Annotated in this window: 12 protein-coding genes; 4 read left to right on the top strand and 8 right to left on the bottom strand. The window is 59.4% G+C overall.

Annotation, left to right across the window (positions count from 1 at the left end):
- Positions 1-128: 128 nt before the first annotated feature.
- From folE to OXI69_17040, 6 genes are all read right to left on the bottom strand, one after another.
- A complete protein-coding gene (folE, locus tag OXI69_17065) occupies positions 129-707 on the bottom strand; it encodes a GTP cyclohydrolase I FolE (protein ID MDE2667855.1) in 579 nt (192 codons plus the stop codon).
- A 198-nt stretch (positions 708-905) separates the two neighbouring features.
- Positions 906-2,141: a dihydrolipoamide acetyltransferase family protein gene (locus OXI69_17060; protein ID MDE2667854.1), complete on the bottom strand. Its 1,236-nt coding sequence runs from the start codon at positions 2,139-2,141 to the stop codon at positions 906-908.
- A gap of 26 nt (positions 2,142-2,167) precedes the next feature.
- A complete protein-coding gene (locus OXI69_17055) occupies positions 2,168-3,142 on the bottom strand; it encodes an alpha-ketoacid dehydrogenase subunit beta (GenBank protein ID MDE2667853.1) in 975 nt (324 codons plus the stop codon).
- Positions 3,143-3,145: 3 nt separating this feature from the next.
- Positions 3,146-4,171: a thiamine pyrophosphate-dependent dehydrogenase E1 component subunit alpha gene (locus OXI69_17050; GenBank protein MDE2667852.1), complete on the bottom strand. Its 1,026-nt coding sequence runs from the start codon at positions 4,169-4,171 to the stop codon at positions 3,146-3,148.
- A 51-nt stretch (positions 4,172-4,222) separates the two neighbouring features.
- Positions 4,223-5,050, bottom strand: a complete 828-nt coding sequence (gene lipB, locus OXI69_17045) for a lipoyl(octanoyl) transferase LipB (protein ID MDE2667851.1) — start codon at positions 5,048-5,050, stop codon at positions 4,223-4,225.
- Positions 5,051-5,254: 204 nt separating this feature from the next.
- Complete coding sequence (locus tag OXI69_17040) at positions 5,255-6,211, bottom strand: ornithine cyclodeaminase family protein (protein MDE2667850.1); 957 nt, start codon at positions 6,209-6,211, stop codon at positions 5,255-5,257.
- A gap of 399 nt (positions 6,212-6,610) precedes the next feature.
- Here OXI69_17040 and OXI69_17035 point away from each other — a divergent pair, with 399 nt between their 5' ends.
- The 4 genes from OXI69_17035 (at position 6,611) to OXI69_17020 (ending at position 13,323) form a co-directional block, all read left to right on the top strand.
- Entirely contained in the window at positions 6,611-7,567 is a 957-nt protein-coding gene (locus OXI69_17035) for a TauD/TfdA family dioxygenase (protein MDE2667849.1), read from the top strand.
- Positions 7,568-7,913: 346 nt separating this feature from the next.
- Positions 7,914-9,386, top strand: a complete 1,473-nt coding sequence (locus tag OXI69_17030; GenBank protein ID MDE2667848.1) for a VWA domain-containing protein — start codon at positions 7,914-7,916, stop codon at positions 9,384-9,386.
- 407 nt (positions 9,387-9,793) lie between these two features.
- The gene (locus tag OXI69_17025) at positions 9,794-12,304 is read left to right on the top strand and encodes a TonB-dependent receptor (protein ID MDE2667847.1); all 2,511 of its coding nucleotides are present in this window, start codon (positions 9,794-9,796) and stop codon (positions 12,302-12,304) included.
- Positions 12,305-12,483: 179 nt separating this feature from the next.
- Positions 12,484-13,323: a tetratricopeptide repeat protein gene (locus OXI69_17020; protein ID MDE2667846.1), complete on the top strand. Its 840-nt coding sequence runs from the start codon at positions 12,484-12,486 to the stop codon at positions 13,321-13,323.
- 43 nt (positions 13,324-13,366) lie between these two features.
- Here the strand turns inward: OXI69_17020 and pncA are convergent, their stop codons facing one another.
- Both pncA and OXI69_17010 read right to left on the bottom strand, forming a co-directional pair.
- Entirely contained in the window at positions 13,367-13,990 is a 624-nt protein-coding gene (gene pncA / locus OXI69_17015; protein ID MDE2667845.1) for a bifunctional nicotinamidase/pyrazinamidase, read from the bottom strand.
- Positions 13,968-15,410, bottom strand: a complete 1,443-nt coding sequence (locus OXI69_17010) for a nicotinate phosphoribosyltransferase (GenBank protein MDE2667844.1) — start codon at positions 15,408-15,410, stop codon at positions 13,968-13,970. The genes pncA and OXI69_17010 overlap by 23 nt, the downstream gene beginning before the upstream one ends.
- Between the last annotated feature and the right edge of the window lie 133 nt (positions 15,411-15,543).

The following is a 15,543-nucleotide window of genomic DNA, read 5'->3' as shown; positions in this document are numbered from 1 at the left end:
TGAGGGGGAGTCGCAGAAGCCGAGCCGCAGGCGAAGGCTGATGCGGAGGGGGGTAAGGCCCGGCTCCGGACCGTGCGACGGCACGGTTGATACAGGGCAAAACAGGGGTGTTCCAGACAAGGCGGGAGCTACTTGAGGAACTCCAGAAACTCGCTGCGGGTCTTGCTGTCGCTCTTGAAGCGGCCGAGCATGCAACTGGTGACGGTCTGACTGTTCTGTTTCTGCACCCCGCGCATCATCATGCAGAAATGAAAAGCTTCTATGACTACACCCACACCCTTCGGCTCCAGGTATTTCTTGACCGTGGATGCGATTTCCGTGGTGAGCCTCTCCTGAATTTGCAACCGCCGGCTGAAGACATCCACGATTCGAGCCATCTTGCTTAATCCGATGATCTTTCGATCCGGCAGGTAAGCCAGGTGGCACTTTCCGTAAAAGGGCAGAAGGTGGTGCTCGCAGAGGCTGTAGACCTCGATGTCCTTGACGATCACCATTTCGTCATATTCGGCTTCAAACAGCGCCCCGTTGATCACGGAGTCCAAGTCGAGCTGGTAGCCCTGAGTCAGGAACTGGAGACTTGCCGCCACCCGCTCGGGAGTCCGCTCCAACCCTGAACGCTGGTCATCTTCACCCAATTGGTGAAGCATCTGGCGCACCAGCCCGGAAAGGGCCGTGGTCTGTTCCTCCGTCTGGGCCTTCATCAGCATGAATTATTCCTCCGCGGGGGCTCCGGCCGGATTCACAGGTCCAGCCGGCGATCCTCGCCGCATCGCGCTCCCTGCGTGATGCGGATTATTGATTTGAACACATCGCGCCATGCCATGTATTGAGATCCGGTGCACTGGCTGTGACGGATGGCCTCTGCATTTCTCTCACGACTACACGGCTCGCATGAGAAATGCCGGTCAGTCGATGGTGTAGCTCCAGCCCTCCAGCCTGCCCCTGAGACTCGCCAGGAAACCATCTCCCACAGCACCGTCAATGAGTCGGTGATCGAAGGTTAAAGACAGATAAGCCATGGAGCGGATGGCAATGGCATCGTTGATCACAACCGCCCGCTTGGTGACAGCACCGACACATAGAATTGCGACCTGGGGCTGATTGATGATGGGCGTTCCGATCAAGCTGCCAAACACCCCGGGGTTGGTGAGTGTGAAGGTCCCTCCCTGCACCTCTTCCGGACTAAGCTGCTTCTGGCGGGCCCGATGGGACAAGTCAGCAACCTCCCTGGCCAATCCCACCAGTGTCTTCTGCTGAGCCTGCCGGATGACGGGAACGATCAATCCCCAGTCCAACGCCACGGCGACACCCAGGTTGATGTCCTTCTTGTAGACGATGTCGTTGCCAACCATGGAGGCATTCAATATGGGAAAATCCTTCAGGGTGTCGACAACTCCTTTGACAAAGAAGGGCGTCAAGGACAGCTTGAAACCTTCCCGGAGGGCAAACTTCTCGGCGTTCTCCTCCTTGATTCTCACGACGGCAGTCATGTCCACTTCGAAAACGGAAGTGACATGAGCCGAAGTGCGACGGCTGCTGATCATGTGTTCAGCGATGCTTCTGCGCATGGCTGTCATCGGAACGATTTCGTCCTGATCGGCGGGAGCCGTTCCCAGCCCCTCCTGAGCCTGCTGAACCAGCGGCCGAGTCACCTCGGCGATCCTCTCCCGCTCTGACAGATAATTCAGGATATCCCGCTTGGTGATCCGCCCTCCCAGGCCGGTCCCCTCAATTTCCCTCAGGTCGATTCCCTCTTCCTGGGCCATGCGCCGCACCAGCGGGGAGGCCCGAATTCCGCGTCGAGAGTCGGCAGCTTCAGGTCTCGGATCCGGCCCGGGAGTCTGCTCGGACTCTTGGGGGAGAACCGCATTTCCGTCCCCCGCGGAATCCTGAACTGCACCTGGGTCGTCATCGATAATGGCGACTACGGTGTTGATCTCGACGGTCTCTCCTTCCTGGAACAGGATTTCTCTGAGGATGCCCGAGGCAGACGCAGGTATTTCGGAGTCCACCTTGTCGGTGGAAATTTCAAAGAGAGGTTCATCTCGTTCTACCCGGTCGCCCACATTCTTGAGCCACCTGGTGATGGTACCTTCAAAGATGCTTTCCCCCATCTGGGGCATGATGACGTTGGACGGCATGGACTTCTCCAACTTGGACGACGGAATCAGTATGCTGCCAAGTGCCTGGCCACGCGGATGACATCCGAGGTTTTGGGGAGAAAAAACTCTTCCAGCGGCGGGCTGTAGGGGATGGGAGTGTCGGGGGCCGTTATGCGCATGACGGGCCCGTCCAGGTACTCAAAGACCTCTTCCGCAATGACCGCGGCCAGTTCTCCCGCAAAGCCGCCGGTCCGAGTGTCCTCGTGCAACAGAATCACTTTTCCGGTTTTCTTGACCGACTCGAGAACTGTTGTCTTGTCCAAGGGCACCAAGGTGCGCAGATCCACCACTTCCAACTCGACTCCGTCTCCGGCCAGGACTCCGGCGGCTTCCAAGGCGCTGTGAACCATGGCGCCGTAAGTGATCACTGAAATATCGGTCCCCGCACGCTTGACATCGGCCTTGCCGATGGGCACCAGGAACTCGTCGCTCGGAAGCTCCTCCTTGACGCGTCGATAGAGGTACTTGTGTTCGAAAAAGAGAACGGGATCTTCGTCGCGAATGGCTGACTTGATCAATCCCTTGGCATCATAGGCGGTGGACGGAGCCACCACCTTCAATCCGGGAGTATGCACGAAATACATCTCCGGATTTTGAGAGTGGAAGGGACCACCGTGAATGCCACCCCCGGACGGACCCCGGATCACCATAGGGACTCCGGCACCCCAACGGTAGCGGCACTTGGCGGCGAAGTTGGTGATCTGGTCAAAAGCACAGGAGATGAAGTCGGCGAACTGCATCTCGGCCACCGGCCGCATACCCATCAGCGCCGCACCGATGGCTGCCCCGACAATGGCCGATTCACAGAGAGGAGTGTCCATCACTCGCTCCTCTCCAAACTGATCCAGAAAACCGGCCGTCACCTTGAAGGCTCCGCCATAGACGCCGACATCCTCGCCCAGCACAAAGACGTCGTCGTCTCGAGTCATTTCCTCCCAAAGCCCCTGCCGAATGGCTTCGACATAGGTTGTGGTTGCCACGGACTACCTCCAGCGATCGGGAGAAAAGAACGAAGCCGCAAAAGCCAATGGAGCATCGACCGACTGATCGGCGTACACTCCCTCCAGGGTTTCCTCAGGGTCCGGGAGCGGATCGTTCTCAGCCAGACTCACGGCCTGGTCCACTTCCTGGGTAATGCGAGTGGCCATTTCCCTCACGTCGCGTTCGCTCATCACCTTATCCCGAATGAGGCGGGTCTCCCACCTCAGAATGGGATCCTTCTTGCCCCACTCTTCGAATAGCTCCTTGGGCACGTACCTTCCGTCATCGTGGGCGGAGTGACCCGTCATGCGGAAGGTCTTGCACTCGATCAGACTGGGGCCGCCACCGTCACGAGCCAACTCCACGGCCTCCCGGGTCGCCTCGTAGACGGCCATCACATCATTCCCATCCACCGTGACGCCCGGCATGGCGTAGCCCCGGGCTCGAATCGAGATATCCCGTATGGGCATTTGCTTCTCCAAGGGGGTGGAGTAGGCGTACTGATTGTTGTTGCACAGAAAGACAACCGGCACCCTCTGCACCGCCGCCAGATTCAGTCCCTCGTGCCAGTCCCCCCGGCTGGTGGCTCCGTCCCCGAAATAGCAAAGCACCACGTTTCGCTGCCGCCGCATTTTATAGGCCAGGGCAATGCCGGCGGCTACCGGAACGGTGTCGGCCAGCATACTGACGAAGGCCACGATCTTGTGGCGCATGTCGCCCATGTGCATATTGGCTTCCTTGCCCCGAGTCACCCCCGTCTTTTTCCCCATGTACTGGGCCAGCACCGCACGTGCGGACAGGCCACGAATCAGAAAAGCTCCCATGTCCCGGTGGGATGGACAGATGCAATCGTCCTGCTCCAACTGGATGGAGGAGCCTACGGAAATCGCTTCCTGGCCCCGTCCCACGTAGACGCCGCCCACAATCTTCCCTTGCCGGTAAAGCTTTCGTTCTATCCTGGTCTCGATCTCACGGGACAGCTTCATGTAGTAGAGCATGTCCCGGCACACCTTATTGTCAGGCAGCATAGATCTTGCTCTCCCCTTGCAAATTCTCCACCCGAGCCCTTGGGCTCGGCTTCACTGTCGGTCCGGGAAGTCCGACTGCTCCAGCCAGGACTCCATCGAGGTTTCTTCCCAATCGGCTACTCGAAAGGATCGTCCGAAAGCCCGTGCGAAATGGCGAACGAAACAGGAGCGCACTTCCGGCAGCTCCAGCGGCCGGCCCCGTTGAGCCGCCATGGAGGTCACACCGCGGCCGATCAGGCCGCAAGGAACAATCAAATCGAAATACCGCAGGTCGGTGTTCACATTCAAGGCCAGACCGTGGGAGGTAACCCAGTTGCTGGTTCGGACCCCGATCGCCCCTATCTTGCGACCCTCAACCCAAACACCGGTGGCGCCGGGCAGTGTCTCCGAAGGAATCCCGAAGTCCAACAGCATCTCCACCAGGCAGCGCTCCAGCGTGCGCAGGTATCGGTGAATGTCCCTGTGCCACGCTTTCAAATCCAATACGGGGTAAACCACCAGTTGGCCGGGACCGTGGTAGGTAATATCTCCGCCACGACCGGCAGGGTGAACCCGCACTCCCCGCTCGCGAAGTTCCTGCGGCCCGGCGAGCAGATGCTTTCTCTTTCCTCCTCTTCCCAGAGTGATAATCGGGGGATAATCGACAAACAGCAAACAGTCAGGCAGGAGGCCGCGCTTTCGCCGCGTAACGATCCGATCCTGGATCTTCAGGCTTTCTTCATAGTCGCGGAAGCCCAGATCGAGCCCCAGACAGGCAGGTTCACTATCCCTTGGCGCTCTCTCCGAGCGAGACACGTGCAGGGCCGCCGCCTGAGCCGACATCGCCATACCGGCACTGTATTCCGGAGAGGGAGCCGTACTTTCGCCGGCCAATTCCATTCTGATCCCTTGAGAAGAGTTCAAATGAGAGTTGCCGAACTCCCTTCCCTGGCCCAATGGCGACAGGAGGATCCGGTCGAATCAGGCCTCGCCGCACCCACAGGCAGGCTGAACCTGCGAGCGCGGATCTAGTACTATATAACAATTGAATTCACTAGGCCAGACCGCAACCGCAGCCGGGCGCTGGTGTTCTGAGACAGGACACTACAGCGGCAGCTCCCTCCCCAGGCCCAGCTTCCTGGCTTCCCGGTAAACAATGATCGCCGTGGCCATGTCATCCAGGGCGATTCCCAGGTTGATGCAGAACGTTCGCTCGTCCTCGCGTTCCCGACCGGGTTTCCTGCCGGCCAGGATCTCTCCCAGGTCGGCATGGGCCCGGGGTGTCTGCCTGAAGTAGCCCTGGTCGCGATAATAGTCCAATTGTTCAGTGTCGTCGGTCGCCAGTTTGTCGGCCTCGGCCAAGGCATCCCCTTGCCAATAGGAATCGAAGTCGACGGCGCTGGCAAAGGCTCCCCGGCGCAACCATCCGGGTTCAATCACGGGCTCGGGATTCTTCAGGATGGGACCACTGGTCACCACCAGGTCGGCCCCCACGCATTCCTTCGGCGTGCCGACCACTTCGATCTCCAACTGCAACCGCTGTCCCATCTCCGTGGCAAAGCTCCGAGCAATCTCAGGATGGATATCGTATGCCGTCACCCGACGCAGATCGAACACTGCCGCCAGCGCTTCCAGATTGCTGCGTCCCTGCACGCCACAGGCGATGATTCCCGCGGTGGCGCTATCGGGTCTGGCCAACTGCCTGGCGGCAACGGCAGTCGCGGCGCCCGTTCTCTTGGCGGTAATCCAGGTAGCATCCATCACTGATAGGGGAATTCCCGTATCGGGGTCATTGAGAATCAGGAGCCCGGTAATGTAGGGCAGGCCCTTGGCCTGATTGTCCGGATAACCCGAAACCCACTTGATTCCGGCTGCCGACAGGCTGGGAATGTAGGCGGGCATGGCGTGAATAAAGGCATCCTTTCGGGTATGAATACCAGGTTTCGGCGGCATTTCGACTTTCCCTTGCCCTTTCTCGATAAACATGGCTTCCAGGGCAGCGATGATATCGGGCATGGGCAGGTCAACAGCTTCGACATCGGCACGGGAAAGATAGAGCATGGGCAATTCCTCGGATTTCGGAAAACCTCAAGCAGGGCTTCAGATCGCCTTGAAGCCTCAAACGGGGGCTCGTGTCTAGTCTCAGAAATAGGGTCACCATCTCCGATGGAGGTTCCGCCGGTAAACGGTCGGTAGGAGAGGCCCGTCGCGTTTCAGCCAGCCGGCACCGTTGTGCTCTCCCTCCCCGGAACCTCCATCGGCCCTCCGGGTTCGGGCGGTACGGCGCCGTCTTCGTCGTCGCTCCTCCTTACAATGAATGAGCATTGGCTCGTCGTCGCTCCTGGAATCCGGCGCCGTCGCGCTCCGAAAGAGGGCAACCCTGTTCCTGAGGCAAAACACCAGGTAAACTACCATGGCTGACTGCGAAGCGCCTAATGTCACCTTCGCCCTGAAGATAGCGTGCTGACCGAACCGATCCTCGACGACCGAGCCTGGACACGCCAAACGGTCGGAGAAGAGTTCTCCTGGACAGCGCAGCTTCCACCAGGTTGGCTGGACTCTGCCGGCCAAGTGGCCTCCGGTCTCGAGAAGAATCCCGGCCAACCAATCACCGACTTGCCAATCCCACCATGGAATGCGTGCAGGGACTGGCAATCGCTGCGAGCCATCCTTGACCGAGGCCGAGGCTTTGTGGTGCTGGATCGCATTCCCGTGGGCCAGTGCTCGCCGAGCCGGGCCCGGGCGCTCTTCTGGCTATTGGGCTGCGAATTCGGTCTCCCCATGACCCAGGACATTGCCGGAACGCTTCTGTTCGATGTGAAAGACAAGGGATACGACGTCACCCGGGGTGGCCGCTTTTCCGGAACTACGGCAGAGAGCAGCTTTCACACGGACAACGCCTTCGGTCAGGTGATCCCCGACCTGGTTGCCTTGCTCTGCCTGCGACCGGCGGTCAAGGGGGGCGAGTCCCAGTTGATCAGTGCCCTCACGCTGCACAACCGCCTTCTCAGCCGGCACGCCGACCTGCTGCCCTGCCTCTATCAGCCTTTCTGGTTCGATCGCAGAGGAGAATTTCTCCCGGGTGAATCGCCCATCTCTCAGAGCCCCATTTTCTCTTGGGCATCCGGAGAGCTCACCGTTCGCTATCTGCACTACTACATTGAAGTCGGTCACCAAAAGGCCGGTCGCCCCCTCACTCGGCGCCAACTCCGCGCCCTGGAGGTCCTGGAGAGTCTGTTGAGGCTCCCCGAGTTCCGTGTCGAGTTCCGGCTGCGAGCAGGCCAGGTTCTTCTGACCAACAACCACTGGATTCTCCACAATCGCACCGCGTTCGAGGATTCGACCCGCCCTCCGGAACGCAGGCACTACGTCCGACTGTGGCTCTCAAGGAGAAGCCGGCCGACCCCGGGCTGCTAGCCCGCATTTCTCACCAGGGGGCGTGATCATGGCGCAGGACTTTTTCCTTCAGCGCGTGCTCGCGACCGAAGAGCGTAGCGGTCACTACGGTCGCGGGAGCATGTGCGCGCTGAAGGGAAAAGGACCAGCCAGGGCGTGCTCAGCGCCGTCTGTTACCAGCAAGCCCTTTACATGGAGCCTATCAAGGTACTGAAAATCAACTCGATTTCATCACGCCACCAGCGACCTGGTGAGAAATGCGGGCTAGAGCCCTGTCTCCGTATTTCCATACAACATTTCCCCCAAGATCGACATCCAAGTTCCGAAAAAGGGTCACCGTCTCCTCTCGCCAATCCGGCAATCTGGTATGCTAGCTCGCATGCTCGACAGTCGTATTCACTCATGCCCGGCTCGGCCGGCCAAGGTCCTTCTGTTGGTCTTTCTTGCCAGCTGCTGGCTGGTTCCGGCCCTATGGACCTACCAGGCCGACCAGCCCCTCTCCTGGAACCAACTCAAGCACCTGATTCAGCAATTCCAGCAAGGACAGGTCTCCGAGGATCGGGTCCTTTACCTCATCGCGCAGCGCAAGGTCGGCTTCCGCGTCGACAAGTCGGCCAGGAAGGCCCTGAAACAACTGGGTGCCACCCGACGGATCCTGAAGGCCGTGGCCCGTCACGCACAGGTTGCTCCGAGGGAACCCGACGCCGGCGGCGACCCCCAACCCGGTCCCAATTCCGCTAACCCAAAGCAAGGCCAGGATGGGGCCAGCGGGGCCGATGATCGCTACACGCTCTCGGTGGACGTGGACCTGGTCAATGTCAACGTGGTGGTGACCGACACCAACGGTAGATACCTGACCTACCTGACGAAGGAAAACTTCCGGATCTACGAGGACAGGGTCGAGCAACAAATTACTCACTTCTCCCCGGTGGACACCCCCTTCGCCGTGGGACTGCTCCTGGACACCAGCAACAGCACCATTAACAAGTTGACACAGATCCAGGACGAAGCCATTCGCTTCATCGATCAGATTCATGTCGACGACGACGTGCTGGTCATCTCTTTCGACGATGAAGTGCACCTCGATAGTGACTTTACCCGCAGCAAGCCAGCTACCGAACGGGCTATCAAGGGAACTCGTACCGGGGGATCCACCCAGCTCTATGAAGCCGTCTACCTCGCCCTGCAGCAGAAGCTCCGTCCCAGACCGGAACGAAAGGCCATGGTGCTCTTCACCGATGGCGTCGACACCGCCAGCCCCACTTCTACGCGGAGTGAAACCATCGAACTGGCCAAAGAGGCCGATACGCTCATCTACCCGATCTTTTTCGACACCCGGTACGATAGGGGGCCCATGTCCCGCAACCGGAGACCTCCCTCGAGGAGGGGAGGCGGCACCACGGGTATTCCGACCGGCGGGGGGCAGGTCGGGTTGCCGACCGGTGGGGGTACAGTCGGATTGCCGACCGGTGGGGGACGCGTCGGATTGCCCGTGCCCTCTCGCCGCCCAACTTCTCGCCGCCGGCCTCCTCCAAGCCGCGACCCCCGATTCCCCACCGGCGTCGGCCTCGGCCGAAGCGACGCGGAATATGACCAGGGCCGCGAGTATCTGCAACAGTTGGCAGAGGTCACTGGGGGCACCCTTTACGTCTCCGAGGGCCTCCGCAACCTGGGCGATGCTTTCCAGGAAATTGCCGCCGAGCTGAGCAGCCAGTACAGCCTGGCCTACAGTCCCACCAACAAGAAAAATGACGGCAGGTTTCGCCGCATCAAGATCGAGATCGACCTCCCGAATGTCATCGTCAGAGCCAAGCGTGGCTACTACAGCCGTCCGTTCTAGCAAACTATCGGCAGGAGCCGAGCGGAGAGCCACCCCGAGCAGCACGGTCTTGCGTTTCCCCTCGGGTGGCTGGATACCTTCAGGATAAACCCCTTTTCTCAAGTACCTTATTGGCTAATTTCTAAAGGCTTGCGGGAATAGCTGGTTGCGAGCTCTCGCTCTTGTCCTTGTCCCTTCAGCACCCACCGTAGCCCTCCCAGGGTGCAGCCGGCTGTGTCATGTCCCTTTGGCTTCGACAGGTCCCTTCGCGGGTATCCCTTTCTCCCTGGTGGCTCTTCGCGGATCTCCTGATGCCAAGGAGGCGCGATTCTCGCCGCCCTGGTGGAATCGATAGCCAGCCCGGCTGGGTGGCGCCTCCATTGACCTTTGACATCCTGTCAATTCACAATGGCAGCGAAGGATTTCTCATGACAACGCTGAAATGGGTCGCCAGGGGATGGTTGGGGCTGCGACTGACGGCAGGTGTCGGAGCCGTGCTCCTCTGCCTTGTGGAACCGGTGATGGCGCAGGTGGTGGTGAGCGGGACCGTCACCGATCAAGGCCTCAACCCCATCCGGGAGGTCAGATTCCTCATTGAGAACAGTAGCGTTCCTGGTGTAGAGGTAACCACACGTTCCAGTGAACAGGGGACATTCAGTTTCAACCTGGTTCGAGCCGGGAAGTATCTTCTCCAGGCAACCCATGGCGACTATTACCCGATCGAGGACAAAGCCCTGGATTTAATCACCGGGGTGAACCTCGTCAACATCGAGCTCATCTCCCTGGAGAAATCCCAAATCACGGTCGACGTCTATCCTGACGACCACCTGTCGGTGGAGCAGGTCGCCATGTCGCAGGCACTGGAGGAAAGGGAAATCGACTCCATCCCCGTTACCCGCTCGACCAAGCTTCGGATTCAAGGCGCCGCGGCGGTCTTGCCGGGCGTTTTGAGGGATCCGAAGGGTGACTTGCACTTTCATGGAAGCTCGGTGGAAGAGATGAACTGGTCCCTGGATGGATTCAACCTGTCCGATCCTGCCTCGGGAAAGCTGGAGATGGGACTGGGAGCCGAATCGGTCAAATCCCTGGATCTGTTTTCCGGGCGCTACTCGGCCGAGTTCGGCAAGGGGACAGGCGGCACCATGGTCCTCAATTCCCGAATGGGAGATGACCAGTTCAGGCAACGGTTCACCAACTTCGTTCCCGGGATCGAATTTACCCGGGGACTCCGATTCCGCGACTGGAGACCCCGCCACAATTTCTCCGGGCCGATCCTCAAGAATCGCGCCTGGTTCTTCAACAGTCTGGATCTCCTCTACGAGGAAAACATCATCCCCGAGCTGCCGGTCGGCCAGGACCGTCACGTATCCTGGGCCGTTAACAACAGCTTGCGAGTTCAAGCCAAGCTCACGCCCCGACACACGCTGAGCTCAGGGTTCGTAGTGGACTATCTCAACGCGCCCAAATCGGGCCTGTCTCCCCTGAACCCGCTGGAGACCACCCTGGACAGGCGAGCCCGCAGGTATTTCTTCAATCTGAAGGATCAATGGGTTCTATCCTCCGAGAGTATCCTGGAATTCGGCTACGCGGCCTACCGCTCGATCAATCGGCAGGTCCCTCAAGGAAGCCAGACCTATCGGATCACGTCCTTTGAAAGAGGCGGAAACTTCCCCATCGACACCTTGCATATCAGCAGCCGCGACCAGTGGCGGGTCGATTTGTTCAGTCCCCCTTGGAACTGGCTCGGACAGCACCAGACCAAGGTGGGAGCCAATCTCGACTATTCCCGCTACTTCCAGGACATCCGGCGGTCCGCCATCGAATATTTCCGCCTGGACGGAACCCGGTCAAGCAGGCTGTCGTTCGGCGGAAGCGGCGAATTCAGTGAATGGAATCTGGAAACTGCCGCTTACCTGCAGGACCGGTGGGCCATCCAACCGCGGCTGGTGGCGGAGTTGGGGCTCCGCTGGGATTGGGACCGCGTTGTTTCCCGCGGCGTGGTTACCCCCAGATTCAGCCTGGCCTTCATGCCTGTTGGACTTGACAGCACCAAATTCTCGGCCGGATTCGGTTGGATTCCGGCCACCACCTACTTCCGGGTCTTCACCCGTCATCGAGACCAAAATTCCATCTTTACCGACTTCGCCGGGGACGGCATCACTCCACTGCAACCTCTCAACGTCAGATTCTTCACCCTGGACCGATCCCTGCTCACCATCCCCAGGACACAGAATCTGAGCGCCGGCTGGCAACAGAAGCTGCCCTACGGCACCGATCTCAACCTCAACTACTTGCGCAAGAGGATGCGGAACGGATACGCACAGGTCCCCATCTCAATCCGAATGATCCAGGACGATCGCCTGCCTCCCGGGAGTCGGGCTATCCACTATCAGCTACAGAATTTCAGGGAGAATACCTACGACTCGGTGGAGATCTCTCTAAGCAGACTGTTCCGGGAACACCACCGCTGGTTCCTGAGCTACACCTATTCTCGAGCCCGCTCCAATGCCGCTCTGGACCTGGATACCGACGACCCCATCCTGTTTTCCGACATCGCGGGCCGACCCTCCTGGGATGTGCCCCACCGACTGGTGTCCTGGGCATCCTTCCCTATCGGGAAAAAGACCTCAGTGGCCCTTTTTGCCGAGTGGCGTGACGGATTCCCCTTCAGTATCCATGACGACAACGGCAAACAGGTCGGCCGAATCAACAGCTGGCGACTTCCCCGGCATTTCAACCTGAACATCCACGTCCAGAGAACATTGACCCTCCTCGGACATCAGTGGTCGTTGCGGCCGGGCGTGGATAACGTGACCAATCGACCCAACTACAATCTGGTCAACAACAATATCGACTCTCCCGAGTTCCATAATCTCTTCGGACGATCTCCCAGAAAGCTGGTCATTCGGTTGCGCTGGCTGGGCAAGGCAGAGAACTGATCCGGAACGAAGGGACATGCATTGTCAGACGGCGGCACCGTTGAGGACAGGTGTTTCCCGCCCACCGGAGTGCAAGGATGGATCGTCCCCTCCGGCGAAGCCACGCCCGAGTTTCTACTTGTATTCTTCCCGCCGATGGTTCACACTCCAGCTAGTTAAGGAAGAGATCGAGGCATGCCATGAGCTTGAGACTGCTCTGCTCCATGACCTTGCCATTCTCGCTGGCTCTTTCCCTCCCTGCTGCTTTCCCGGCACAATCCTCAGTCGCCACCGAGGCTTATGAACAAGGCCAGTACGGTACCGCCTATCAGCTGGCCCGTTCTCTGGCCGATGAGGGGGACGTCGAGGCCCAGGTCCTGTTGGGACGGATGTTTGCCTGGGGGCGAGGAGTCCCCCGAGATCAGTCCGAGGCCGTGAAGTGGTTCCGGAAAGCGGCCGAGCAGGGACACGGCCTGGCCCAATCCATTCTGGGCTTGCGGTACGCCTATGGTCGCGGCGTTCCTCAGGATGACTCCCAGGCCATCGAGTGGTTTCGCCGGGGTACCAAGCGAGGCAACGCCGTCGCTCAACACAACCTTGGCGTCATGTACGAGAACGGAAAGGGGCTCGCGAAAGACGATCAACAGGCGGCTTACTGGTATCGACTGGCCGCCGAGCAGGGTGTCCCCCACGCGCAATCCAACCTGGGCCGGATGTACAGTGAGGGTCGAGGAGTCGCCCAGGACAAACTGGAAGCCGTCAAATGGTTCCAGAAAGCAGCCGAGCGGGGACTACCCCAGGCCATGCACAACCTGGGAGTGGCTTACCTCAAAGGGGAAGGTCTCTCTCAAGACGATCTGAAGGCCTATGCCTGGATCCATTTGGCGAGCCAGTTCAGCAACCGGAGCTGGCGCACCCGTGAAGTCCACCAGCAGTCGACGGACCTGAAGGGCAGATTGGGGCAACGGATGACTGCCAAGGAAATCAAGAAGGCCGAGCGCCTTTCACGAAAGTGGCGAAAGAAATTTGCCCGCAGATAGGCGGGGGTGGGGCTGGCCCGACCGGCGCCCGTGGTCTCCGCCACTACCGAGGTTTTCCCAACTCGGCGCTGTCAACGATTCCTACCCCTGCCGTTCTCATTTCATCCACCGCTCGTTCCACGTCCCCCGGATTCAGATCGACGCCCCGGCAACAATCCCGGACCACGTAGGTCTCAAAACCCAAGCCCTGAGCATCCAGCGCGGTGAACTTGACACAATAGTCGGTGGCCAATCCCGCCACAAACACCGTGCTCACACCCTCTTCCTTCAAGTAGTCCCCGAGGCCGGTTGCCATGCGGTGTCCGTTGTCATAAAACCCGCTGTAGCTGTCAATGCGGGGATCGGTCCCTTTGAGAACGACCTTGGCCCAGCGGTCTCGGCAGAGTCCCGGTGCAAAATCAGCTCCCGGCGCGTCTTGCACACAATGGACCGGCCACAGCGTCTGATTTAGCCCCTCCAACATAATCGAGTCCCCTGCACGCTTTCCGGGATGGTTGGCGGCAAAGCTTCCATGATCTGGAGGGTGCCAGTCCCGTGTGGCGGCAATCAACCCGAACCCTGTCTGCAACCGGTTCACCAGGGGAATCACTTCATCTCCCCCGGGCACGGCCAGTGCCCCCCCGGGGATGAAGTCATTTTGAATGTCAACCACAATCAGGGCTTCCATGCCGATTGCTCTCCAGGATCATCCCTTCTCTCAGATGGTGAAGCCTCGACTCGAGACCCACCGGATACTGCCCGGGTCGGGTCAAGCGCTTCAGGGCAGGGCCCAATCGGGCCAACTGCTCCTGTGCCCGTTGGCGACAGCAATCCACTGACTCCGATTGACCGACCTGCTTCCCGTTTCGCCAGACCGGAATCAGCAGATCTTCACCGGCTTCCCAGGCAGGAGACCGCCGCTCCCGACGCGCTCTGCTGGAATCCAGCAACACCTGCTTGCTGCCCTGACCGAAGCGCACGTCATAGATGACATCTCCCACAAACCTCCCGGCCTTTTGGAACCGGCGGACTTGAAGGATGCCCGGAATCGACATCTTGACCGACTGTTCAGACAGTTTCAGCTTGTAATTCCAGTCTCCCGAGGAACCGCGAACGGCCGACAGCTTGTAGACTCCGCCCATTGCCGGCTGTCCGTCAGCCGTCACCATCCTGGTTCCGACGCCCCAAACTCCAACGGCTGCCCCTCGTCGCTTGAGAGAGGCGATGAGGTGTTCGTCAAGATCGTTGCTGGCAATGATAACCGCTTCGGCAAATCCCGCCTCGTCCATGATTTCGCGGGCATCCCGGCTGAGCCGATCCAGGTTTCCTGAATCGAGGCGAATTCCCACCATCTCATGGCCCGATTGTCGCAACTGCTTCCCCACCCGAACAGCGTTGCGAACCCCCTCCAGGGTGTCATAGGTATCCACCAGGAAGACGCAATTGTTGGGGAGCGCCTTGGCGTATGCTTCGAAAGATTCAAGCTCGCTTCCAAAGGCCATGACCCAACTGTGGGCATGAGTTCCCCGAACCGGGATTCCAAAGCGCTTCCCGGCCAGAAGGTTGGATGTGCCGGCGCAGCCGCCAATATAGGCGGCCCGGCTTGCCGTGAGGCCGCCATCGCTTCCCTGCGCCCTCCGGAGACCAAATTCCAGCACGGGCTCTCCGGCGGCTGCCAGACACACCCGGGCCGCCTTGGTGGCAATCAGGGATTGAAAGTTGAGGATATTCAGCAGAATTGTTTCCAGGAGCTGGCATTGAATGATCGGCCCGCGTACACGCAGCACGGGCTCGTGAGGGAAGACCAACGCCCCTTCGGGAAAACCGTCAATCTCGCAGGTCAGCTTCAGTCTTCCCAAATAGCTCAGAAAGTCGGATTGAAATATCGGCCGGCCATCGTTGCCGGTCAATTCCCCCAGATAGTCGATATCCTCGGCGCTGAAGGAGTATCGGTCCAGGTATTCAATGACGCTGGCCAGCCCACAGGCAATGGAAAAACCACCCCCAAATGGATTGTTTCGGAAGGTAAGGTTGAATACGGCTTCCTTCTCCTCCCAACCTGTCTTCCAATAGCCAAAGGCCATGGTCAACTGGTACAGATCGGTCAAGAGGGCATGCTGACCGCGATCATGTGCCTGATCGGAACCCAAGATTACTCATCTCCTGTTGGAGACTCCGAATAGCCGCGTCCCCGCCCCACACGACGGGACGGGCCCGGGGCCAAGTGAAGAGTGGAGAGTG

Source organism: Acidobacteriota bacterium, assembly GCA_028875575.1.
Classification (GTDB): domain Bacteria; phylum Acidobacteriota; class Terriglobia; order Versatilivoradales; family Versatilivoraceae; genus Versatilivorator.
This window is presented reverse-complemented; position numbering and strand designations above follow the sequence as displayed.

Bases quoted from the DNA above. Each gene is read 5' to 3' on its own strand.
- folE (MDE2667855.1), bottom strand. From the start codon at position 707: ATGCTGATGAAGGCCCAGACGGAGGAACAGACCACGGCCCTTTCCGGG.
- OXI69_17060 (MDE2667854.1), bottom strand. From the start codon at position 2,141: ATGCCGTCCAACGTCATCATGCCCCAGATGGGGGAAAGCATCTTTGAA.
- OXI69_17050 (MDE2667852.1), bottom strand. From the start codon at position 4,171: ATGCTGCCTGACAATAAGGTGTGCCGGGACATGCTCTACTACATGAAG.
- lipB (MDE2667851.1), bottom strand. From the start codon at position 5,050: ATGGAATTGGCCGGCGAAAGTACGGCTCCCTCTCCGGAATACAGTGCC.
- OXI69_17040 (MDE2667850.1), bottom strand. From the start codon at position 6,211: ATGCTCTATCTTTCCCGTGCCGATGTCGAAGCTGTTGACCTGCCCATG.
- OXI69_17030 (MDE2667848.1), top strand. From the start codon at position 7,914: ATGCTAGCTCGCATGCTCGACAGTCGTATTCACTCATGCCCGGCTCGG.
- OXI69_17025 (MDE2667847.1), top strand. From the start codon at position 9,794: ATGACAACGCTGAAATGGGTCGCCAGGGGATGGTTGGGGCTGCGACTG.
- OXI69_17020 (MDE2667846.1), top strand. From the start codon at position 12,484: ATGAGCTTGAGACTGCTCTGCTCCATGACCTTGCCATTCTCGCTGGCT.
- pncA (MDE2667845.1), bottom strand. From the start codon at position 13,990: ATGGAAGCCCTGATTGTGGTTGACATTCAAAATGACTTCATCCCCGGG.